Consider the following 24,753-nt stretch of genomic DNA (forward strand, 5'->3'; position numbering starts at 1 on the left):
GAGAGACAGGAAAGTGTTTACTATATTCTCAAAGAGGTGTACACATGCTCAAGAACATGTTTTTAAGAGGATGATATTGGGGAATGATTTTAGAAGAGACAGAGATATTCGTATTTATATACTATTGTTGTTAAAGAGTTGGTTTATAGATGAATAGGCGGTATGTTGAAGTGTATTATATTCTCATAAGTGTATAGTATAGTTTCTTTGAGGAGTGAAAAAGAAACACATAAAGATAAAAAAATAAGAGGCCAAACTCAAAAATATAATTTGAGAAAGCCTCTTGTTTTTCTTTTTAATAAGAATAATACTGTAAATCCTATTTCTTCACGTGCGGATAATCTATCGTATAATGTAATCCGCGGCTTTCCTTACGCTCCATTGCCTGACGCATAATCAGATAACCTACATTTACCATATTACGCAATTCGCAGATTTCTCTGGACGCTACGCTACGTTTGAACAGGCTTTCGGTCTCTTCATAAATAATATCGAGTCGGTCCCAGGCACGTTTCAGCCGGAGGTCGCTGCGGACAATGCCTACATACGTACTCATAATCTGGTTCACTTCTTTCATGCTTTGCGTAATGAGTACCATTTCTTCCGGAGAGCGGGTTCCTTCGTCATTCCATTCGGGAATATCTTCATTATAAGAATATTGATCGATTGCTTGCAGACTGTGTTTGGCGGCAGCGTCGGCATATACGACTGCTTCTATCAGTGAGTTGGAAGCCAGACGGTTGCCTCCATGCAATCCTGTGCAGGAACATTCTCCCACGGCATACAGACGTTCGATGGAAGATTGTCCGTCCAGGTCGACAAGGATACCTCCGCAGAGATAATGGGCGGCCGGGGCTACCGGGATATAATCTTTCGTGATGTCGATGCCCAGGCTAAGACATTTCTCGTAGATATTGGGGAAATGTTTCTTTGTTTCTTCGGGATCTTTGTGGGTGACGTCCAGATATACATGGTCGTCTCCACGGTTCTTCATCTCGTTGTCGATGGCGCGTGCCACGATGTCACGGGGAGCGAGCGAAAGACGGGGATCGTATTTCTGCATGAATTCTTTGCCGTCCATTGTGCGCAGTACGCCTCCGTAACCACGCATTGCTTCCGTTATCAGGAAGGAAGGGCGATCTCCCGGATGATACAGGGCAGTAGGGTGGAATTGTACAAACTCCATATCCTTCACCGTACCTTTGGCACGGTAAACCATGGCGATACCGTCTCCGGTAGCGACTAGCGGGTTAGTGGTTGTTTTATAAACGGCTCCTACTCCACCGGTGGCCATCAGCGTCACTTTGGCAAGATAGGTATCTACTTTTCCCGTTTTCGGATCGAGGATATAAGCACCATAACATTTGATGTCCGGTGTCTGGCGGGTTACAGTCACTCCCAAGTGATGCTGTGTCAGGATTTCAATGGCAAACTGGTTTTCGATGACCGTGATATTCGGATGGCGTTGTACAGCTTTAATCAGGCTGTCTTGAATTTCTGCTCCTGTATTGTCTTTATGGTGAAGAATACGGAACTCCGAGTGTCCGCCTTCGCGGTGCAAGTCAAATTCGCCCTTCTCGTTCTTGTCAAAGTCCACTCCCCACTTAATCAGTTCTTCAATTTGTGCGGGAGCTTCGCGCACTACCTTTTCTACTGCGGCACGGTTGCTGATCCAGTCGCCGGCAATCATTGTGTCTTCAATGTGCTTGTCGAAATTATCCACCAGAAGGTTGGTGACGGAGGCTACACCTCCCTGGGCGAAGTACGTGTTGGCTTCTTCCAGCCCACTTTTACAGATAAGAGCAACTTTACCTTTGTGCGCCACTTTCAGCGCAAAACTCATACCGGCAATTCCGGAACCGATAACGAGGAAATCGAATTTTCTTACCATAATCTTGTTATTTCTCACCGCAAAGCTACAAAATAAGTTACTTCGTTGTACTTTTCGTTGTCACTAATTCATAAAATTGCTACCTTGCAGGCAAAAATCTGACAAAATGAATCGAATTTTTCATGCCCGCATCGCCTGGTACCAATATTTCCTGTTGGTGGTGCTTACTGTGAATGCCGTCGGCGCATTGTGGTGTAAATATATCTTAGTGGCGGTACTGTTTATGTTGATGCTGATTGTAGTGATCGAACAAATTATACACACTACTTATACGTTGACAACAAACGGTGATCTGGAAGTTTCACGCGGCCGTTTTATTCGTAAGAAGATCATTCCGCTTTCCGAAATTACCGCGGTCAGGAAATACCATTCCATGAAATTCGGCCGTTTCTCGGTGACGGATTATATCTTGATAGAATACGGAAAAGGAAAGTTTGTTTCGGTGATGCCTGTCAAGGAACAGGAATTTGCGGAACTACTCGAAAAGAGAATGTTCGCAAAGAAAATAAAGGGCACGGAGGCAATAGACCCTGTAGACTCTCAAGCGGATGAATCGTAGCATGTTTTGATAATAATGAATAATGAAAAGATTAACTGATTATATATTATGAAATATCAAGTAATTATCATCGGTGGCGGTCCTGCGGGATATACGGCTGCCGAAACTGCCGGTAAAGGCGGTTTGAGCGTATTGCTTATCGAAAAGAATAGTCTGGGTGGCGTCTGTCTGAATGAAGGCTGTATTCCTACGAAAACATTGCTGTATTCGGCAAAGACTTATGACAGTGCAAAACATGCATCAAAGTATGCAGTCAATATCCCGGAAGTCTCTTTCGATTTGCCTAAAATAATAGCTCGTAAGAATAAGGTAGTGCGTAAACTGGTGCTGGGAGTGAAAGCGAAGCTGACTGCCAACAATGTTGCGATCGTATCAGGAGAAGCGCAGATCATTGATAAAAATACGGTTCGCTGCGGGGAAGAAATTTATGAAGGAGAGAATCTGATATTATGTACGGGTTCGGAAACCTTTATCCCTCCTATTCCGGGAGTGGACGCGGTGAGCTACTGGACGCACAGGGATGCTTTAGACAGTAAAGAATTGCCGGCTTCTCTGGCTATTGTTGGTGGCGGAGTGATCGGAATGGAGTTTGCGTCGTTCTTCAATAGTTTGGGAGTACAGGTGACGGTGGTTGAGATGATGGATGAAATCTTGGGAGGAATGGATAAAGAGCTTTCGGCTTTACTGCGTGCGGAGTATGCGAAGCGGGGCATTAGATTCCTGCTTAGTACGAAAGTGATCGGCTTGTCGCAGACGGAAGAAGGGGCTGTTGTTTCTTATGAGAACGCGGAGGGAAACGGCAGTGTCATTGCAGAGAAGCTGTTGATGAGTGTCGGCCGTCGCCCGGTGACGAAAGGTTTCGGGCTCGAAAACCTGAATCTGGAGAAGACAGAGCGTGGCGCTATCAGAGTTAATGAAAAGATGCAGACTTCTGTGCCGGGCGTGTATGTTTGTGGTGACCTGACAGGATTCTCTTTGCTCGCCCATACGGCTGTTCGTGAAGCGGAAGTTGCCGTACATTCCATCTTGGGAAAGGAAGATGCCATGAGTTATCGGGCTATTCCGGGCGTAGTTTATACCAATCCGGAGATTGCCGGAGTGGGCGAAACAGAGGAATCAGCGTCGGCAAAAGGTATCACTTATCAGGTGATCAAACTTCCGATGGCTTATTCCGGCCGTTTTGTGGCAGAGAATGAAGGCGTGAACGGAGTCTGTAAAGTATTGCTGGATGAACAGGAACGGGTGATTGGAGCCCATGTATTGGGCAATCCGGCTTCGGAGATCATCACTCTTGCGGGCACTGCCATTGAACTCGGACTGACGGCAGCGCAATGGAAAAAGATTGTTTTCCCGCATCCTACGGTAGGAGAGATTTTCCGGGAAGCGTTATAAACGGATTCCGATATCTGCGATCGTTCATTGATGCGGGTATCTTACTGATAAAATCAAATATATGATGAGAAAATATATAATCACTCCGGCCTTATTGGCAATAGTTTGTATGGTGATGTGTCATTGTACATTTAATCGTAAAGCGTCAGTTGCCACCAATGAATATTTGATTCAGGGCGAATTGGCCAATCTTTCCGACAGCATTGTGATCGGCCTGTATGAGGAGGACGGAAATATTCTCAACTGTGTCTTGAGAGATACGCTTATGAATGGACAGTTCTCTTTTCGCGACACGGTTTCTACCACACGGAAAATGCTGATAATGTCTGACAACAGGGGCTTCCCGGGTACATGGCTGGAAGTGTGGATCGCACCGGGAGAATACATTGAAATCAAGGGGCAGGACAAACTAGTGAAAACATGGGAAGTAGTAAGCGATGTGCCGGAACAGCAGGAAGAAAACCGCTTTACGGCTTGCGCGATGGCTCAACAGAAAGAACTGATGCAATACATGGCAGCGGAATATGACTGGCAACGGATGATGTTCATAGACCATCCGGGCGACCGGGAGTTTGAAAGTCAGGCCTGGGCCAAAATAGATTCTATCCGGAAACTGTCAATGCCGTTGCAGCAGGAAATCTGGAAAAAGGAAATGGAATACATGGAAGAAGCGCCCGTCTCCCCAGTGTGGATGGACAGATTATTGTTTTTTGCTTCCATGATGAAATATAAAACCATCATGCCTTATAAAGAAGAGGTGAAAAAACTCTATGCCCGAATGTCCGAAGCCGATAAACAAACAGATGACGGACAGGAGATTACAGCCTATGTTTATCCTCCCACTACCGTAGGAGTTGGAGATATGATGGTGGATGGAGACCTATATGATGTGAATGATTCTCTCCATCATATTTCCGAATTCAAAGGAAAATTCATCTTACTTGATTTCTGGAGTAGCGGTTGTGCCCCTTGCGTGGAGTCGATACCCGAAATGGAGAAGGTGATGGATCTGTATAAGGATAAAATGACTGTGATTAGTATTAGTGAGGATCCGAAAGCACGTTGGAAAGAGTATATCAAGACGAAAGGAATGGGTGGTAATCAGTGGAACGAACTTCGTAAAGGACGCACCGGTCTTGCCCTAAACTATCAGGTACGGGGAATCCCTCATTATGTATTGATTGCCCCTGATGGAAAAATCCAGGATGTATGGTCCGGCTATGGCTCCGGTTCGCTTCTTGGACAGGTAGAGAAAAACTTGAAATAGATAGAGGTAAGATACTGTCATTTGTTGATGTCATAAACTGTATTGTATGAAAAAAAGTCTTTTGTTGGTCGCCTTTTCAGTTTGTTTGTTGCCACTTTGGGGGCAACAGAATTTCTCCCGGATAGATTCGCTTATCAAGAAGATGCTCCCCGAAGCATCCGAGGTCGGCATATCCGTCTACGATCTGACGGCTAAGAAATCACTTTATAACTATCGTGCGGAGAAACTTTCCCGTCCTGCCTCTACCATGAAGCTGTTGACGGCTATTACCGCACTTTCCCGCCCCGAAGCCAACGAGCCTTTCCGCACGGGAGTATGGCACGATGGCGTGATAGAGCATGATACCTTGCAAGGCAACCTGTATGTGGTAGGCGGATTCGATCCGGAATTTGACAGCCAGTCGATGGATTCATTGATAGAAGAGGTAATCACTTTCCCTTTTTCGGTTATTAACGGGCAGGTCTATGGGGACGTTTCAATGAAAGACTCCCTTTATTGGGGCAGCGGATGGGCATGGGACGATACTCCTGCGGGCTATCAGCCTTATTTGTCTCCATTGATGTTTTGCAAGGGGACTGTGCAGGTTTCTGTCGTTCCTTCTACGGTGCAGGGAGATACGGCAAGTGTTTCCTGCCAACCTGTATCTTCCTATTATACAGTAACGAATCAGACGAAAACACGCACCCCTTCTGCCGGGAAATTCTCTTTCACGAGAGACTGGCTGACGAATGGAAACAATCTCCTTGTTTCGGGTAATGTCACTTCGATTCGAAAAGATGATGTCAACATCTACGATTCTCCCCGTTTCTTTATGCACACTTTCCTGGAACGCCTTCGTGTGAAAGGAATCACGACTCCCCAGTCGTATGGCTTTGCCGAATTACCTCGCGACAGTGTGAGAGTAGAGCGTATGGCTTGCTGGAACACTTCCGTGCAGAAAGTGCTGAACCAACTGATGAAAGAGAGTGATAACCTCAATGCGGAAGCATTTCTCTGTCGCCTGGGAGCGCAGGCTACGGGAAAGAAGCAAGTAGCTGCCGAAGATGGCATTGTCGAAATAATGAAGCTAATCCGCCGCCTGGGGCATGATCCGAAAGACTATAAGATTGCCGACGGTTGCGGACTGTCTAATTATAATTACCTCTCTCCTGCCCTGCTGGTCGATTTTCTGAAATATGCGTACTCGCAAACAGAGGTGTTTCAGATGTTATATAAATCTCTTCCCGTTGGCGGAGTGGACGGAACATTGAAATTCCGGATGAAAGGTACTTCTGCCTTCCGGAATGTTCATGCCAAAACAGGTTCGTTTACGGCAATAAATGCGCTTGCGGGCTATCTGAAGATGAAGAACGGGCATGAAGTGGCATTTGCCATTATGAACCAGAATGTGCTTTCGGCCGCTAAGGCAAGGTTGTTTCAGGATAAGGTGTGTGAGGTGATTATCGGGAAATAGATGGTGTCATAATACCCAGATTGAAAGACTTACCCCTGCTACAGCTATGTGTGGCAGAAGTACTTTTCTAAAGAAAAGTGTTTTGACCCCCAAAAAAACAACCAAAGTGGAATCTCGTTGTTGAATCCGATTTCTATGTTGTCGAAGGCTAAGTGTCTGCTCTTTATGGAGGGTTTATTGATTCTTCTATAACTAATTGATTTTTCTACAAAGATATAATTGTATTCTCTGGTAAACAAAAATCATTGGATTTTGTTTACCAGAGAATACAATTATACTTGTTTAGAATCGAATATTGTAAATCCTATATTCTATTTACTTGGTGTATTCAGCCCAATTTATATTCTTCATATCGCCACTTTTAGCCAACTCTGCGTGCATACCAAGTGCAGCCTGAATAGCGTGTGGAGTTTGTGCCCGGTTGCCGGCCAGTTTGAGGTAATCCCAAAGAAGCTCTTTGTAGTCAGGATGAGCACAGTTTTCGATGATGGCTTGTGCACGTTCTTTCGGACTCTTGCCACGAAGATCGGCAACACCTTGCTCGGTGATAACGATGTTGACATCGTGCTCCGTGTGGTCGTGGTGGGATACCATCGGTACGATGGCACTGATCTTCCCTTCTTTGGCCACAGACGGACAAGTGAAGATAGAGATGTAAGCGTTGCGGGTAAAGTCTCCCGAACCGCCGATACCGTTCATCATTTTTGTTCCGCCGATATGGGTAGAGTTTACATTGCCGTACAGGTCGACTTCGATGGCTGTATTGATAGAAATGACCCCGAGACGGCGTACTATTTCCGGGCTGTTTGAAATTTCCGACGGGCGGAGAACCAGCTTGTCGCGGAAGAAATCCATATCGTTGTAGATACCTTCCAGACAGTCGTTTGTTACAGTCAGTGAGCAGGCACTACCGAATTTGATACGTCCTTCGCGAATCAATCCGATCACAGAGTTCTGGATTACCTCTGTGTACATTTCGAATGGAGGAATCGTTTTATCACGTCCCAATGCACCAAGCACGGCGTTGGCGATGTTTCCTACACCCGATTGCAAAGGCAAGAAACTAGACGGGATGATACCACGTTTCATGTCGGCAGCAAGGAAGTCGGCAACATTCTGTCCGATTTTGTCGGTCAACGGATCGGCAGCAGCGAAAGAACGCGCTTCATCCGGCCAGTTGGTTTCCACTACGCCTATAATCTTTTTCGGGTCTACCTGAACGTAAGGCAGTCCGATGCGGTCACTCGGTTTATAGATAGGAATCTCGCGGCGGTAAGGCGGGTCGAGCGGTTCGTATACGTCGTGCATACCCATGCCGGATTTGCTGTGTGCGCTGTTCAACTCCACGATAATCTGGTCGGCCAGACGGCAGATCGTCGGGGAAATACCACCGGCGGCAGTCAGATAAATCTTTCCGTCGGGAGTCACTTCGCAGGCTTCGATGATGGCCACGTTTACTTTGCCCATGAATCCGTAGCGCACTTCCTGTGCCATTTGTGAGAGGTGTATGTCGTTGTAGGCAATCTCTCCGTTGTTCACGGCTTTGCGGAAATCAGCGTTGGTAGTATAAGGGGCGCGGTAGCGGATCGCTTTGGCACGTGACAGTACACCGTCGCAGGACTCTCCTGTCGATGCTCCTGTGAAAATTCCTACTTGAAACGGGTTTCCTTTCGCATGTTCTGCTTCAGCAATTTTTGCGAGTTCGGCTGTTACAGCCTTGGCCGTTCCGGCGGGAGTAAATCCGCTTAGGCCGATGTTGTAGCCATGTTTGATCAGGCTTGCAGCTTCTGCTGCCGAAATACGATTGAGTGACATAAATAGTAAATTTCGTGTTAAAATACAGTTGATATTTAATAAGTTAATAATTCTATTCGCTTTTCGGATAAGATTTCAGGCGCGGATTACACGGATTTCACGGCTCCGGAAAAGTTGGATTGCATAAAACGACAGCATAATCTGTGTCTGATATGTCTTTATAGTTTTCCTCAGTATTTCCGTTGAAGTATTTCTCCCCAGATAATGGCCCGGCGTGCTTCTTCTGCCGAATGAATCGTAAAATCTTCTTTATTGTCGGGTGAATCGGGAGGAGTGTTGTAGTGAGCACCTTGCCGGCTGTTTTGCTCATCCTGTGCGACACTGTTGGCAAGGGATGCAGCTACGGATACTTCTTCTTTTTTCTTTTTCTGCTTCGAAGTTTGCTGTTTGGAAGACTGTTTAGGGACCGGTTGTTCGCGGGGAATCGGCCGGAGCAGTTCGTCCAGGGATTTGGGCCTGCCCCAAGCTTCGGGTATGGGAACGGCATCAGGGCTTACTTCAACCGGAGATGGCATTGGGGGAACGGGGTGTTTGGCTTTAGCCTTTTTCGCCTTACTGTTTTTATTCACCTCTTTGAATATTCCCACAAGAATGACGCCTGCTATCAAGAGAAATTTCAAAAAATCTTCCATTGTGCTTCACATCTAAATAGTTATCCGCCAAAGGTAGGCATTTTATCTGGTTTGAACTAACATTTGGACATGAAAAAAGGGCAGCTTCACAGCTCCCCTTAATTTTTTTAACCTAAACCTTAACTATGAAAAAATCTAATGTTTCTTTCATTGCACAAATGTGAAAAATAAATTTAAATTTGCCAAGTATATGGGTGGAAAATGTTTATCCTCTTAACATAAATTACAAATTTGCTTGCCAAATCATCAATTTTTGCGTTATTTCTGTGTCAATTAACTACTTATTGAAAGTGAAGCCGTATCTTTGCATCCGAATTTTTAAACTAAGATTTGAGTATGAACGAATTAACGGGAGCGGACTTTAAATCCGCAACTGAAATGACTGATGACAACAAAAAGTTGTTTATCGAAACATACGGCTGCCAGATGAACGTAGCCGACAGTGAGGTGATTGCATCGGTGATGCAAATGGCGGGGTATTCCGTAGCTGAAACGCTGGAAGAGGCTGACGCTGTGTTTATGAACACTTGTTCTATCCGCGACAATGCGGAGCAGAAGATCCTGAACCGCCTGGAGTTTTTCCACTCGCTGAAGAAAAAGAAAAAGCGCCTGATTGTGGGTGTACTGGGTTGTATGGCCGAACGGGTAAAGGATGATCTGATAACGAATCATCATGTCGACCTGGTAGTCGGTCCGGATGCTTACCTGACGTTGCCCGACCTGATTGCTGCCGTTGAAACCGGCGAGAAAGCAATCAATGTGGAGCTTTCTACTACCGAAACTTATCGGGATGTGATTCCGTCGCGTATCTGTGGCAATCATATTTCCGGTTTTGTGTCCATCATGCGTGGTTGTAACAATTTCTGCACTTATTGCATCGTTCCCTATACTCGCGGACGTGAGCGTAGCCGTGACGTGGAAAGCATTCTCAATGAAGTGGCGGATCTGGTGGCAAAAGGTTATAAAGAAGTTACCCTGTTAGGACAAAATGTCAACTCATACCGTTTTGAGAGACCGACAGGAGAAGTGGTTACCTTCCCGATGTTGCTCCGAACAGTGGCCGAAGCCGCTCCGGGGGTACGTATTCGTTTCACGACTTCCCATCCGAAGGATATGAGTGACGAAACGTTGGAGGTGATTGCGCAAGTGCCGAATGTATGTAAACATATTCACCTGCCTGTGCAGAGCGGTAGTTCCCGCATCCTGAAACTGATGAACCGTAAGTATACCCGTGAATGGTATCTGGACCGGGTGGCAGCTATCAAACGCATCATCCCCGATTGCGGACTGACTACCGATATTTTCTCCGGTTTTCATTCTGAAACGGAAGAAGATCATGCTATGTCGCTTTCGCTGATGGAGGCGTGCGGGTACGATGCTGCTTTCATGTTTAAATATTCCGAGCGTCCGGGAACGTATGCTTCCAAACATCTCGAAGATAATGTGCCTGAAGAGGTGAAAATCCGCCGCTTGAATGAGATTATCGCTTTACAGAACCGTCTGTCTGCCGAATCCAACCAGCGTTGTATCGGAAAGACGTATGAAGTGCTTGTGGAAGGTGTTTCCAAGCGTTCGCGCGATCAGCTGTTCGGCCGGACGGAACAAAACCGTGTGGTGGTGTTCGACAGGGGTACGCATCGTGTCGGTGATTTCGTCAATGTGCGTATCACGGAGGCCAGTTCGGCTACGCTGAAAGGGGAAGAACTCTGATTTCACCACAGAGGACGCAGAGGACACAGAGGTCTTATTCTCATAGTCGTGGCTGTCTTGTAGTTGTGACTGCCTGTACGGTATGTGGCAACTGCGCTTATACAACACATCCTGTGGAGGCTTTGAGGATTAATATAAAAAATCAGTGTTCTTCTGTGTCCTCCGTGTCCTCTGTGGTGAAACTTACATCATCATGTGTCTTCTGATGGAGAACTTCACAATCGCCATTGCGTTGATGGACGCGAATGGAATATCCATCGGTTCGTGGTGTGTGTTGTAACTCACCAGTTTGAGATGACCTTCCTTGTCCGACCGGTTTACGTACTTTACTGCCAGATACTCGTCTCCGTCAATCATAAACGATACCAGGTATATTTCTCCATAAATGACATTGTCGAAACTGCTGATTTCCTTGTATCCGATAATGTCTCCCGATTTCAATATAGGGTACATGCTGTCTCCGTTGACGTAGACCGCCCCGTCGCAGACGGATATATTCGGAATCAATATCTTCCCCAGTGCATACTGCTTTTTGTTGGTGAACAATGTTTTCAGGTTCGCAGCTGCCGTAATATCGTATAATGTCACGCTGCGGTCGTCTATCGGTTCGGGTGTTTTCGGATTGTGTATAATCTCGACTTCTCCCTGCACCAGTTCGCTTTCGCAATATCTCGGCTGATGTTTCGGATTTCCTTTTCCCAATAATAGCCAGTTGTAGTCTACCTTGTCCCCCAATTTGTCGAGCAACAAGCGGAAATCGATGCTGTTTCGTGCCCCCCAATTGGATACTGTGGCGCGTGAGACGCCTAAATATTCAGCTAGTTCGCTGTCGTTCTTGAAGTTTAGCACCTGTTTGGCACGCTTCACTATTCCTGTAACATCCAAAAATGTATCCATTCTATGATCGTTTAATTTTGATGTAAAAATTCATAAACTCGTTAATTGCTCATTGGCAATTCGTTATCATCTTTTTGAGAATTAATTTCTAAAACTATTTGTTTTATAAGTGAAAACTGTTTTATCTTTGTGGTGTCCGGATGATTAAAACGTTTCAAAATTATAAATTAAAAACAGGATAACCATGAAAAACAAGGAAAAGTTAACGAAAGGTTGTGAAAAAGATCATTCACCGCCATTGGAATTGATCTGACCGTTCCGTTTGGTGAGTATATATATCTACCGTGGTGTATATATATCCCCACTACGGTGAACATATATATCCACCACGCTGTATATATATCTCCAGCAAACACGTCATTTTTATTCTTTAAATTTAAAAACAAGTAAGCATAATGAAACCGTTAAACTCTTTATCAACACGACTCCCCGCCTCGGCTACGAGCATCTGTGCGAATTGTAAACGCGAACTTTCTCCGGACTCTTTCTATGTGAACAAAACAACTTTTTGCCCGGATAAATACTGCAAAGAATGTCGTAAGTCCATAAGCCGCAGGCAATATTGCAACGGCAAACGTTCTCTGTCCGCATTATCCGAGCGGCCGTCTTACCCCGTCATTACACAGATTGAAGACCGTGAAACACGGATGCAGCTGATTTTGCACGCCCTTCAGGTGGTACGTTCTCTTCTGGAGCGTAAAAAGAGAAGAATGCTTGAAGAGGAATCTTTGTTGTAGGACCAGTACAAACCAAATCAATTTTGATATCAAAATCAGATACCGGGAATGTGTCTGTAGAATTTGAACGGGAAGCCGGATATTGCCCTGCCGATATTCCGTTTCCTATTCTGTATAAACATTTAAAAAAAACAGAAAAAATAATGGCAAGAATAAAGAAAAAGGGACTGGACTATTTTCCCTTGAATACCGATTTTATCCATGATCGCGCCGTCCGCCGACTGATGAAACGCGAAGGCGACGCTGTCCTTAGCATCCTGGTGGAAGTGCTTTCGTATATCTATGCGGGTGAGGGCTATTACGTGTGCGCCGACCGTTTGTTTTACGAAGACCTTTCGGCCGGCCTTTATGAAAACAGTTCCGCTGACGTGGAACGTGTCGTCCGTCTTGCGGTGGAATACGGGCTGTTCGATGCCGGTTTGTTCGACCGCTGCAGCATTCTGACTTCCGCCGAGATACAACGGCAGTATCTTTTCAGTACCCGGCGGCGGAATGTCTCCCACCTGAACGCTGCCTATTGCCTGCTGGCGGGTGAAGAGTTTGCTGAACATAAGCCGGATGGGAAGAAACCGGATGAAACAAAGCCGGATGCGCCTGCGAAATTGCCGACTTGTTCTCCGCAAACGGCCTGCGTTGAAAGCAATCCGGCAGGTAATAATGTAACATTTATCCCCGAAAATGTTACGTCTGGTACACATAGCATAGCACAGGATAGCATAGCAAAGCATAGCGCAGCACAGCAAATAAAAGAATATCCCCTCCTCAATCCTCCCCTGCAAAAAACAGGGGAGGAGGTGGAAGTGGCGATTGAACAGGAGGAGATTTCTTCTGTAAATTCCTGTGGGAAAGATACTGCCGTTTCCGGTGGCCGGAAGGAATGGACGCGGGAATCCATCGACCGGCTTTGCCCTCCTTCTGACGGCACGTCACGCAATTACGCAGGTTTGCTTGATAACCTTCGGCTTTATGATATCCCTCCCTCCGAGCAGTATGCCATTATCCGTAAAAGTAACTTCGGCGCTATTGGCGGCACTATATGGAAAGGGATTGCCACGCTACGCGGCAGCGGCGGAAAGATTAAACTTCCGGGACGCTATCTTTTGAGCGTTGTGAATAAGAAACAGGAGCCCGTTGTGTACGCTGATGCCGGCAGTTGACATCCGACCGGTCATGGCGGTTAAGAATTTAGTTAAGACACAATTTGAAAATCGCTTGCAGAGATTTAAGCACGAACACTGTATTTTTGTTTTGCTGATAAGCTTATAGACAAAACTGAACTCGATTAATTAACACAAAACTGAATTAGATTATGAATTTATTACGGAAATTGGTATTGGCGGGGATCTTGCTCGTCGGAGGAATGAATCTGTTTGCGCAGGAACCTGCCTACGCTTACGATGCAAACGGTAATTTGACAAAAGATTTAAATAAGAACATTGTTGACATTCAATATAATTGTTTAAATTTGCCTAGTCGGATAGTATTTAAGAATGGAGACAACATATCTAATGTCTATAGTGCCGATGGTACTAAGTTGCGCACGGTGCAGGTTATTGGCGGAGACACGTTGATAACGGATTATTGTGATAATGCGATCTATGAAAACGGGGTGTTGGTTCGGTTGATGACCGATGTAGGATATATTACTTTGGCTGATACTACCTACCATTATTTTATCAGGGATCATCAGGGCAATATTCGTGTCGTTGCGGATGAGCATGGCAATGTGGAGGAAGTGAACGATTATTACCCTTTGGGTGGATTAATGTCTGCAAGTTCTCGGCGTAGTGTCCAGCCGTATAAGTATAACGGGAAAGAGCTGGAGACAGCGGGCGGACTGAATTGGTATGACTATGGTGCGCGGCGGTATGATCCGGTGCTGGGAAGGTGGAACGGGGTAGATCCGTCCTGTGAGAAACACTACAGTTGGAGTCCTTATACTTATTGTAAAAATAATCCAGTGTTGAGGGTAGATCCGGACGGGAAGGATGATTATGTGATAAATTATCGTGGTCAACTTCAATTGATGAATAGGACGAATAGAATTGTTGATGTTTTATACGCCAGTGGAACAAGCGGGACAGTTTCGAAAATAAATCCTGAATGGAAGAATATTAGGGTATTTGACAAGTCTATTTTACCTGCATTGGAGAAAAGAATAGGCAATACTACCAGTGGGGTTAATTATTTTGCAGAAACATCCAGTGCGTATGATGCAGCCAATATCGCAACATTTGGTGTTGAGAATACCGGTGTTGAATGGAGATATACTGCCGGATACAGGGATGGAGAGAGAAAATATATTATAGGAAACAGTAGCCGTGAATATAGTGTTTCTACATTGGAAGGTATCAATAACAGGCCATTTGAAGGATTTCAGCCAATCGTGGACATTCATTCTCATCCCAGCACTCAAGGTGCATCCGAACATGATATGTTGAATGCAAAAGGAAAGAATGAAGTATCCTTTGGAGTTTATTTTAAGGATAATAAAACCCTTTATGAATATAATTCCGTAAGGAGTAACCTGAATTCTATAAAAATGAACTCCATGCTGGATTTAATTCGATATACATTTAGACAATATAATAAAAACCGATGAGAAGGAGTGCTTGTATTTTATTTATAAGGATGATGATTCTTTCAACCTTGGCATTTTCATGTCGGGGTTTGAATGATCGTAAGGTGGATCCCGTAGTCATTGCCCATGCCAAGGCGGTGATAGATTCGAATTTTCTGCACAGTCCCTATCTGCAGGTTGCTCAGTATGATTTCAATACAGCTTGGCTGTATATTTTTAGACCAGAGAGTTCTTTTTGGCTGGACACATGGAAAGAACGTGTAGACAATGGTTCCGAACTCCCAACCGACTTGATTGAATATAAAGGGAAATTTATATTCTTCTATCTTAGGAATAAAAAGCGATTGAGCGAGGAATTTCTTGACAAAATAATGAAGGAAAAGAAAGGAGAAAATTATAGAGAATTGGATACACATACACATATGGATACTTGTGGTATATGGGTATATTTTAAAGATAAACATTCAGCCAAGGCTGCATATACACATTGTGGCGATCGTCAACCCTTTTCTGCATACCCTGAATTGCGTTACTTCTTATGTAATGAACAGGATTCATCCGTCTATTATTCTCATATTATTGATATACGAATGTGGAAGCCGAATATATATGGAGCGGAAACCAAATACGGAAAATTCTCGAATCCCGATCAAATAGAATTTGACGTGAAAATATGTAACCGTACAGATTCGGCACTTTATATAAGTACGCGCCCGGAAGAGTATGGCCATTTTGTTTTTAAAGATGGTGAAAACTCTTTAAGTTTTCATGTAAGCGATGCGCGAGGTGCAGCTGAAGTATCTCCCGGAATGTATGAAATAACTCCCCATACCGACATTGTCTTAGGTTTATCCACAGAAAAGAGCCCTATTGTATTTAAGAATGTTCCTCGGAAGAAATATCCGGAGAAAATACATCAGATGGTTTATGATTCCGTATATTACCTTCCGACGCATGCTGTACCCCAAAGCGAGAAAAGGTATATTTGGAATAAAAAATTCAAGGTTTATCCCCTTTATCTTAATTCTTATTATTACCGTATAGATAGTGTGGAACATACTGTTTATTGGGATGGCGAGATAGAAGAAATTGTGGGGAGAAAGTTTAGAAGGTGAAGTCGTTGTTGATGAGGTCTGTATTATCCTCTCGCTTTTCTTTCTTGTTTTTCAGTGTGTTACCGATGGTTAAGAATTTAGTTAAGACACAATTTGAAAATCGCTTGTATGCGAAATGAAACAATTGTATCTTTGTTGTGTCGATAAGCTTACAGACAAAACTAAATTAATTATTAACACAAAAACCAATTCAATTATGCCAGTATTGTATGGACCCTTTCAGTCCGTTTTGAAAGACAAAAACGGAAAAAAACTATTCTATCCTCGCGTCTTGCGCGCAGGCAATGTAAGTACTTCACAAATCTCCAAGGAGATAGCTGCCTATTCGTCGCTTTCTCCGGGTGATGTAAAGAATACGTTAGACAACTTGGTGACAGTGGTAAGTCAGCATCTCCAGTCATCGGAAAGTGTAACTCTTGATGGCTTCGGGACTTTCCGTCTTGTCATGAAATCAAGTGGTAATGGTGTAGAGACTATGGAGGACGTTTCTGCCGCACAATCCTCATTAACAGTTCGTTTCCTTCCTTGCTCCACCCGCAACCTTGACGGCACTATGCCCACCCGTTCGATGGTGACTGGCGCGCGATGTGTTCGTTTTGACCGTGCCCCGGCATCTGCTTCGGGCGGTGAAGGGGAAGATCCGAATCAGAAGCCTGGTGGCGGTAGCGGTGAAGCACCGGATCCGGCAGCATAGTCCGTGAAGGAACATAACACAAAGACGACCGACTAAACAGAGCGTGGAATTTTAATTGATCCACCAATGATTAACTAGACTAGTAAACTAATTATCCACTGACATGCGAATTATTAACTTAATCGTGGTGCACTGTAGTGCCACGCAGGGGGATTGTACGCTCTCTCCGGAAGATTTGGACCGGTTGCACCGGCACCGCGGATTCAACGGAACAGGCTATCACTACTACATCCGCAAGGATGGAACAGTGCACCTCACCCGCCCTATAGAACGTATCGGAGCACACGCCAAAGGTTTCAACGCTCACTCGATAGGTATCTGCTATGAAGGTGGTCTGGACTGCCGGGGATGCCCGGCAGATACCCGGACTCCGGCGCAGCGGGCCACGCTCCGGCAACTCGTCGGGCAACTACAGGAAAAATTTCCCGGCTGCCGGGTATGTGGACACCGGGATCTTTCGCCGGATCTCAATGGAAACGGTGAGATAGAGCCGGAAGAGTGGATTAAACAGTGCCCGTGTTTTGAGGTGGCAAAGGAACTTGAGGAGTTTGCTATCAAAACAGAAAACACGGAAGAACACAGAGTAACACAACACATTAAAGAACAGAAAGGAGGTAAATGATGGCAATGAAGAAATCAGTATGGGATATGATCCTGAAAGTGGTTATCGCAGTGGCTTCAGCTTTGGCTGGCGTTTTGGGCGCTAACGCGATGAATCTGTAATTAGTTGAATTGTGGGACGTGCGCGCCGTCCCGCAATTTTGATGGTTAGATAATTTATTGAACGATAGATAATTAGAAATATAAAAATATTTATTAAAATGCAGAAAACAATATATATGCAGAAGATTTTTTTACTCATTGTAGTGACTTTCAGTTACTCAATTGCTATGGCGCAGCAGTTTAAGTCACCGGATGTGATACCGTCTTCTCCCCAAAGTCAGTTAATAGAAAATTTTTATGAAAAATATTTCAATAATGATATTTCAGCTCGTGGAGAAAAGACTATTGATATCAATTTATATGATATTGAAGTGAAAGGCCTCAATATTCCCATTAATATCTCATATAATACTTGTGGAGTCAAATATAAACAATCGTCTGGTGATGTCGGAGTGGGCTGGACATTATCCCCTGCCGCCAGAATATCTAGGACGATTATTGGCTATCCGGACGAAGCAATGAAAAGAGTGCCTACATTATTTGATGATTTAAATAAATTGAATAATCATATTGATGTAGACAAATATCTGTCTGCTTTTTCGTCTGGAATAATGGGTAATGTCTCCTATTTCTCTGTCGCATCGTGGGACCAGGGATGTGATATTTTTACATTTAGTACATTAAGCGAGAGTGGTCATTTTGTTTTTCCGGATCCGTCTACATTTGATAAGGTTGAAATCCTGGAAAAGATAAATTGCCAAATTACTCCTATCTTAACAGGAGGATTGCTGACCGGGTTTCAAATTGTTGATGGGCATGGTATTACTTATAATTATGGTGGTAATGCCAGCGAACATGTTCATGAGGACGCCTATCGAACGGATATATCGTCGGGAACTACAGGATGGGCTCTGAAAAGTATTGTAACGGCGAAAAATGATACGGTTCGTTTTGACTATGTCGGATATACGGACCGTTCTATTGCAGAGCCGGAATATAAGACGTTGTCTGTAAATGATTCTTACGCTTACCGTATGTACGTACAAGATGAAGGAGATGTCCAAGTACAACAAGAATATGAATTAAGCACTGCGCTGAATTTTAATATAACTTTACCCAACTATACAACTTTCTTATTGTCAGGGATTGAGGCGAATGGAATAAAAGTGAATTTCTTGCGTGCGTCGGCAGATGGCATTTACTCCAACGCAGTAGATAGTATAACCGTTGTCGATAAACAGTCTGGTGATATTATAAAACAAATCAACTTCTCATATTCCGGGATGAACAAACGACCGCATTTCTTTTTAGACAGGCTGGAAATGGATGGCCAAAAATATTATTTGTCATATTATACACCTTCTGACTTAGGATTGGGTGAATATGATAATACGCATTATACATCTGATTTATGGGGATATTATTTGTATTCTTCCACATCGTTGGATAAAGTGGATCTGCCTGTAATAAGCCGTGAATTTGTAGATGATAGTTTTGTGTTTTTTAAACCCGTTCCTGGAGCAAGCTTGTACGATGATGTCATCAAGAAGTTATCCCAGATTATTCCAAATGTGAATTTCAAAAATGATTCGGATAACATAAAAGCACATCTTTTTTCTCTGAAGAAGATATATTTTCCTACCGGTGGGTCACAAGAATTCATATATGAACCCAATGAGTATTTATTGAACTCCGCTCGTGTGAAGGGGGCCGGTATCAGATTGAGTAATGTTAAAACTTATGATGATAATGGCAATTTACATGAGCAAAGGTATAAATATGGAGAAAATGAGGATGGAATTGGTGTTCCTAGTTTTCATTTGAGTTGTGAAACCTTTGCAGATGTGAAACAGAACAGAATACAATATAGTACATCTCCAGGGCTTTATGATTATGTCTCATTTTGCTCACGTATTTATTCTCCGGTGGCTTTTGGAGATGCTAACATTAGTAGTAATTTTTTCGTAGAGTATCCGCAAGTACATGTATATAACAAACAGGAAAAAGGTGAAAATAAGATTTCGTATCTTTTTAACCTGCTTCAACCTCTTTACATAGATGTGATGCCTGAAAATACTAATGAGAAATATGTAGGAAGCCCTGATTTACTGAATAACAGGGGATGGAAATCTTATATACACAGATATCAATATGGAATAAAGACTAACATTGCATCATGCCGGTACTTTAATTCGGACGGACGTTTAGTTAAAAAGGAAGATTATACCTATTGTAGAAGCGCTGGTTTGGTTATGGACGGAGGAATTAAGATGGAGCAAGTTGTTATTCCTGTTTATCAGGATACGTATGATTTTGCTCATACGATCGAGCTTTCCAGGCCATCTCTTTTCAAATATATGACTTACTCGGTCATGTCCGGAAGGGATTTGTTGAGTAAGAAAGTCGTTAGTGAATATTTTGATGGGGGAACAGTTGTGTCAGAAGAAGGTTATGTCTATGATGATAAGAACCAGTTGATAAAAGTTATTCGTACCTCTCAAAATGGTGGTGGTGATTGTAGGATAAAGAATATAAAGTACCCCTATAACTATACAGATGCCATAAGTAATCTTATGGTAGAAAGGAATATGCTCGATTATCCGGTTGAAACTATAACCGAATATAATGGTGAGGAAGTTTATCGTGAACAGATAAAATATGGGCTGTATCAAAATCTGCTATTACCTGCTTATGTTGATATATCTCACGATGGACCCCTTGGGCTGAAAAGAGAAATGACTTATGTATCGTATGATAAAAAAGGAAATATATTAGAATATGTTGATAAAAATAATAATCATACCTGCTATATATGGGGATATAATTATAAATATCCTATAGCGGAAATACAAGGGGCGACATACGACTCTGTAAAAAGCGTTTTAGGTCATGAAAATAATGATTTATCCTATCTGCAAGGATATGGAGAATATCAATTAGAGCGTGAGCTAAATAAACTACGGATGGCTTTTAGAGATAACCATCCGGTCTTTATTAAAACGTTTCTGTATAAACCGTACGTCGGGGTTACTTCAATAACTACTTCTGATGGCTTTACTACTAAATATGGCTATGATCAGTTTGGGTACCTTAAAGAATCTTATTTGGAAAGAAACGGAAGAAAACAATTAATTCAGGAATTTAAATACAATTATAAGCTATGATAAAACAACTTCGGATCATAATATTATTAATATTGTTGGGTACAGGCACTTGTCTAACGGCACAAAATAATACTGTCACTCCTTTATTTGCGGGAGAAATCGGCTATCATCAATATTTTGGGAATGATATTCTACTTAAAGACGTAGTTTCTCCTTCAGGGGGGAACGGGACTTATTCTATATCGTGGGAATACCGGTATACTGATTCAAATGAATGGAGTGAGATTACCCGGCTTGCTCAATCTGACTATGAGGGGGGATGCTTGGTTTCATCCCAATACTTCAATACATACAGAGCGGAAGGAGTATATATCAGAAGAAAGGTTGTAAGTGGTAATCTGGTCGCATATTCTTCGGATATTAGAGTGAAAAGACTCACAGAACCTTTGTCTTTTACCAATAGAGGCGGGGAGGCTTATATTGATCTTACCAAGCATTGTCCTTCGTTGCCTGATGATTTTATCTGTACAGAATTGTGGCTTGGAGAAAATACATCTGATTGGTGTAGTTTCCTGTATACCGGATGGGAAAATACTGATCATCCTGCTACTGTAAAAATAGAAGTTATGAGAAATTTCGGAGATCACCGTAGCGGGCAGATTGAACTTCTGTATCGTGGATTTTCACGTAATAGCAATTTTTCTGTAGACATGAGTAACTACCAGAAGTATAAAGTTACCGTAAAAGTTGAACAGAACTGGAACTCTTTTGATGACGTATTCTTGTTTATTTCCTCTATGCATGAAGAACCGATTAATTCAGGTGAGACTTCTCGTGGCATTTGGGTCGAGAATGACGGGACAAGGGATGATTTGTTCAGATGGTGGCAATACAGTCATGACCAGATACATTGGGTAGATGTCTTTGATGTACCGGATTTGAGAACAGTATATCAGCCGGGTCCGTTGTATCAAACCACTTATTTCAGAATGATGGCTAATGACGGGGTCGATGTATATACTTCGAATATTGTGTCTATAAAGGTGCGTGAGAAATTGAACCTTTCGTCAAAGAATTACATACATACGCGTACTTATACTACTCCGGATGGGATGGAATTCAGGGATGATGTTGAATATTTTGACGGTTTGGGACGTTCCATTGAAAATGTCAAAGTGAAGCATAGTGTTGATGATACGGATCTGTTGTCAATTACAGAGTATGATAAGATGGGACGTTTATTTAGAGAATGGCTGCCTGGGGTATCGGAATCCGGCAATTGTGGTGCATTTGTCGAAGCGGAAGAGTTGAAGAATAGTTCCGTCTTGTCTAATGGAAACGATGTTATGCCTTATACAAAAACGTTATATGAAAATTCGGCTATAGGGAAAGTGGAGAGCCGATATGGTCCGGGTATGGAATGGCATAATCGGGGAAAAGGGATTAATAGCAGATATTTAACAAATGTGTCTAAAGATACTACCTTGCTGGACTTGTGTGATTCATTGGTGTGCTTGCGTTATACCGTGCCGACTGATAGAACACGACTTTTTGTTAGTTGTGCAGGAACCTATGCTTCCGGGGAACTATATGTCGTAAAAGAGGTTGATGAAGACAATCATGTAAGGTATGAATTTACGGATAAAGAAGGAAGGATCGTGCTGACTCGCAGTATAAATGGTCATGAAGGAATGGATGACACATACTATATATATGATATATTCGGAAACTTACGGGTTGTTCTTCCTCCGATGTGTTCTGCCAATTTTTGTTCAGGTTCTCTTACGGATAGTGCTTCTGTTTTATCCGATTATGCTTTCTTGTATAAGTACGATACCCGTAACCGTTGTATTGGGAAAAAACAGCCTGGTTGCGAGTGGGTGGAATTAGTGTATGATCGTTGCGACCGGTTGATTTTTACTCAAAATGGAAAAGAACGGGCAAATAATGAATGGGCTTTTCATTTGGAAGATTTGTCAGGGCGCTCTGTGTTGACCGGTGTTTACCGCGGTACGCCTGATTTTCAGAATTGTGCTTCAGAGGATATTTATGCTGAATTTACTTCAAATACAGATTTGCCTTGCTATGGATATACTATTTATGGATTGCAGAATCATTATTTGGACATACAACAGGTTTATTTTTATGATACTTATGAATATCAGGACTTATTGCCGGATTCTTTGTCTTCACTATGGTATGTATTTGATAATAATTACGGGGAACGCTATGAGAATAGCCAGAGTTCACCTCATTGTAAAGAACAGCTAACAGGAAGTATCGTTCGAATATTGGGAACGGAAGAATACCAGTATGCCAGTTATTATTATGATTATTATCATAATCTGATTCAGGAACGTAAGACGACATCGGGTGGAAATAAGAAAGTAAATAAATCGCTTTTCAATATTCTCAAGCAGCCTGTGAGTGTCCGCTCGGAATACGAAGGAGGAGTTTTAAATAAATTGTATAGTTATGATCGTGCAGGAAGGCTGATTCACGAAAGACATTGTGTCGTAGGTAAGGATACTGTCGATCTGTTGTATGGTTATGACAAGTTAGGAAGGCTAAAAAGACTGGAACGTATTCATGGAAAAGATTCGGTAATTACAGAAAATGCCTATAATATACGTAGCTGGCTGACCGGTATTGATAGTAATGCAGGGTTTGTAGAGCAATTGCATTATGTGGACGGATTGGGCGATCCCTGTTATAATGGAAATATTAGTAGTATGACATGGGAGGCTGATGGCGTGAAAAGAGGTTATAAATTTATGTATGATGGCAGAAGCCGCCTGCTTCGTGCTGTATATGGTGAAGGTGAAGGCTTGAATGTCAATCAGGATCGTTTTAATGAAGAGATAACCGGGTATGATAAAAATGGGCATATCCTTGGTATTAAAAGATGTGGAAAGAGATCAGAGGATGAATATGGCTTAATAGATAACCTTGTCATGAGTTATAATGGAAATCAATTGAAGGCTGTATCTGATAGTGTAACAGGTTCTGCTCATGCTGATAATTTTGAATTTAAAGATGGAGCAGATCTGCCGGTCGAATACTATTATGACTCAAACGGAAATTTAATACAAGATTTAAACAAAAAGATTTCTGAAATTCAGTATAATTGTTTAAATTTACCCAGCCGTATAGAGTTTGAGGATGGAGGTGTTATTTCCTATCTTTATGATGCCAAAGGAACAAAGTTCCGAACAACGCATATAATAGCCGGAAAGACCACGACTACTGATTACTTTGACGATGCGATCTATGAAAATGGTGTACTCACTACTTTGTTGACGGAGTTGGGATATATCTCCCTTGTTGATGGCAAGTATCATTATTACTTGAAAGATCACCAGGGCAATAATCGTGTGGTTGTGGGACAGAATGGCAGTGTGGAGGAGGTGAATCATTATTATCCTTTTGGTGGTACATTTGCTTCGACTTCATCTGTCCAGCCTTACAAGTACAACGGTAAGGAACTGGATAGACAAGGTGGTCTTGACTGGTATGATTATGGGGCGAGACATTATGATGTGGCGTTAGGGAGATGGCATATTGTAGATCCGATGGCGGAAGAATATTATGGAATAAGTCCACATGTATATGTGGCTAATAACCCACTGAAATATATTGATTTGAACGGAGATAGTATAAGTGTTGCAGAACTTTATGAAAGAGATGATCAAGGTAAGCTTATTAATTCTAATCAAGTGAAAGCTTTTGAATTTCTAATGAGCACAAAGGAAGGAAAAGCATTATTGGCAAATTATGCTATGAAAGGACAAACAATAGCAGGGTTTTCTTTTAGTAAAGATGGAAAATACCATAATAAAGGAATTAATATATCGTTTGGGGCAGGTGTACGTGATGCAAGCGTTTCGGGTACTACTTCTTTTTCTTTAAATGATGAAAATTTGAATGTTCAAATAATGGTAGGAAACTCTTCAGATAATGCTGATCTACTAGATACTTTTATTCATGAAATAGTAATTCATGCTGATCAGAGTTCTGCCGATTTTAGTGATGACAAAGTGATGAATAATTCAAATGTTTATCCTGCATTAAGAAAAATGGATGAATCAAGAGGTTATAAACAGCATTGGCAAGAAAGAAATGTAAATAAGGCTATGACAAGAATTGGACTGCCCATAATGCAACAATATTATAACTCGCAAGGAATAGTAAAGTCAAACAGTGCTATTTTGAAGTTGATGTATGGATTTAGAAATTAATTGGT

At 42.7% G+C, this 24,753-nt stretch carries 18 protein-coding genes; 14 read left to right on the forward strand and 4 right to left on the reverse strand.

Annotated elements, in window-relative coordinates:
- Nucleotides 1-319: 319 nt before the first annotated feature.
- A complete protein-coding gene (nadB, locus tag GD631_RS04630) occupies nucleotides 320-1,891 on the reverse strand; it encodes an L-aspartate oxidase (RefSeq protein ID WP_143258788.1) in 1,572 nt (523 codons plus the stop codon).
- A gap of 106 nt (nucleotides 1,892-1,997) precedes the next feature.
- On the opposite strand from nadB, the gene GD631_RS04635 reads away from it, so the two are divergent.
- The 4 genes from GD631_RS04635 to dacB all read left to right on the forward strand — a co-directional run bounded on the left by GD631_RS04635 (nucleotide 1,998) and on the right by dacB (nucleotide 6,562).
- Complete coding sequence (locus tag GD631_RS04635; RefSeq protein ID WP_008023691.1) at nucleotides 1,998-2,450, forward strand: PH domain-containing protein; 453 nt, start codon at nucleotides 1,998-2,000, stop codon at nucleotides 2,448-2,450.
- A 48-nt stretch (nucleotides 2,451-2,498) separates the two neighbouring features.
- A complete protein-coding gene (lpdA, locus tag GD631_RS04640) occupies nucleotides 2,499-3,842 on the forward strand; it encodes a dihydrolipoyl dehydrogenase (protein WP_143258787.1) in 1,344 nt (447 codons plus the stop codon).
- Nucleotides 3,843-3,906: 64 nt separating this feature from the next.
- Entirely contained in the window at nucleotides 3,907-5,109 is a 1,203-nt protein-coding gene (locus GD631_RS04645) for a TlpA family protein disulfide reductase (protein ID WP_143258953.1), read from the forward strand.
- A 46-nt stretch (nucleotides 5,110-5,155) separates the two neighbouring features.
- Nucleotides 5,156-6,562, forward strand: coding sequence for a D-alanyl-D-alanine carboxypeptidase/D-alanyl-D-alanine endopeptidase (dacB, locus tag GD631_RS04650; protein WP_143258786.1), 1,407 nt, complete (start codon nucleotides 5,156-5,158; stop codon nucleotides 6,560-6,562).
- A gap of 315 nt (nucleotides 6,563-6,877) precedes the next feature.
- On the opposite strand, the gene GD631_RS04655 is transcribed toward dacB, so the two are convergent.
- Nucleotides 6,878-8,377: a butyryl-CoA:acetate CoA transferase gene (locus GD631_RS04655; protein WP_143258785.1), complete on the reverse strand. Its 1,500-nt coding sequence runs from the start codon at nucleotides 8,375-8,377 to the stop codon at nucleotides 6,878-6,880.
- Nucleotides 8,378-8,547: 170 nt separating this feature from the next.
- Nucleotides 8,548-9,009, reverse strand: a complete 462-nt coding sequence (locus GD631_RS04660; protein WP_143258784.1) for a ferrichrome ABC transporter substrate-binding protein — start codon at nucleotides 9,007-9,009, stop codon at nucleotides 8,548-8,550.
- Between the two features lie 336 nt (nucleotides 9,010-9,345).
- On the opposite strand from GD631_RS04660, the gene miaB reads away from it, so the two are divergent.
- A complete protein-coding gene (miaB, locus tag GD631_RS04665) occupies nucleotides 9,346-10,719 on the forward strand; it encodes a tRNA (N6-isopentenyl adenosine(37)-C2)-methylthiotransferase MiaB (RefSeq protein WP_143258783.1) in 1,374 nt (457 codons plus the stop codon).
- Nucleotides 10,720-10,902: 183 nt separating this feature from the next.
- Here the strand turns inward: miaB and GD631_RS04670 are convergent, their stop codons facing one another.
- Entirely contained in the window at nucleotides 10,903-11,616 is a 714-nt protein-coding gene (locus GD631_RS04670; protein ID WP_185911576.1) for a LexA family transcriptional regulator, read from the reverse strand.
- A gap of 395 nt (nucleotides 11,617-12,011) precedes the next feature.
- Here GD631_RS04670 and GD631_RS04675 point away from each other — a divergent pair, with 395 nt between their 5' ends.
- The 9 genes from GD631_RS04675 (at nucleotide 12,012) to GD631_RS04715 (ending at nucleotide 24,748) form a co-directional block, all read left to right on the forward strand.
- Nucleotides 12,012-12,353 carry a hypothetical protein gene (locus GD631_RS04675; protein WP_223225811.1) on the forward strand — a complete coding sequence of 114 codons (342 nt, stop codon included), beginning with the start codon at nucleotides 12,012-12,014 and terminating at the stop codon, nucleotides 12,351-12,353.
- A gap of 143 nt (nucleotides 12,354-12,496) precedes the next feature.
- The gene (locus GD631_RS04680) at nucleotides 12,497-13,510 is read left to right on the forward strand and encodes a DUF4373 domain-containing protein (RefSeq protein WP_143256586.1); all 1,014 of its coding nucleotides are present in this window, start codon (nucleotides 12,497-12,499) and stop codon (nucleotides 13,508-13,510) included.
- 152 nt (nucleotides 13,511-13,662) lie between these two features.
- Nucleotides 13,663-14,955, forward strand: coding sequence for an RHS repeat-associated core domain-containing protein (locus GD631_RS04685; RefSeq protein ID WP_143256587.1), 1,293 nt, complete (start codon nucleotides 13,663-13,665; stop codon nucleotides 14,953-14,955).
- A 29-nt stretch (nucleotides 14,956-14,984) separates the two neighbouring features.
- Nucleotides 14,985-16,049: a hypothetical protein gene (locus tag GD631_RS04690; protein WP_143256588.1), complete on the forward strand. Its 1,065-nt coding sequence runs from the start codon at nucleotides 14,985-14,987 to the stop codon at nucleotides 16,047-16,049.
- A gap of 196 nt (nucleotides 16,050-16,245) precedes the next feature.
- A complete protein-coding gene (locus GD631_RS04695; protein WP_143256589.1) occupies nucleotides 16,246-16,743 on the forward strand; it encodes an HU family DNA-binding protein in 498 nt (165 codons plus the stop codon).
- 103 nt (nucleotides 16,744-16,846) lie between these two features.
- Nucleotides 16,847-17,365 (forward strand): N-acetylmuramoyl-L-alanine amidase, encoded by a 519-nt coding sequence (locus tag GD631_RS04700; protein ID WP_143256590.1) that lies wholly within the window; start codon nucleotides 16,847-16,849, stop codon nucleotides 17,363-17,365.
- 5 nt (nucleotides 17,366-17,370) lie between these two features.
- Nucleotides 17,371-17,466, forward strand: a complete 96-nt coding sequence (locus GD631_RS04705) for a smalltalk protein (RefSeq protein ID WP_005681936.1) — start codon at nucleotides 17,371-17,373, stop codon at nucleotides 17,464-17,466.
- A gap of 116 nt (nucleotides 17,467-17,582) precedes the next feature.
- Entirely contained in the window at nucleotides 17,583-20,570 is a 2,988-nt protein-coding gene (locus GD631_RS04710) for a hypothetical protein (RefSeq protein ID WP_223225810.1), read from the forward strand.
- Nucleotides 20,567-24,748 (forward strand): RHS repeat domain-containing protein, encoded by a 4,182-nt coding sequence (locus GD631_RS04715; RefSeq protein WP_223225809.1) that lies wholly within the window; start codon nucleotides 20,567-20,569, stop codon nucleotides 24,746-24,748. Before GD631_RS04710 ends, GD631_RS04715 begins: the two co-directional genes overlap by 4 nt.
- Nucleotides 24,749-24,753: the final 5 nt, after the last annotated feature.

The organism is Bacteroides luhongzhouii, assembly GCF_009193295.2.
GTDB classification, from domain to species: domain Bacteria; phylum Bacteroidota; class Bacteroidia; order Bacteroidales; family Bacteroidaceae; genus Bacteroides; species Bacteroides luhongzhouii.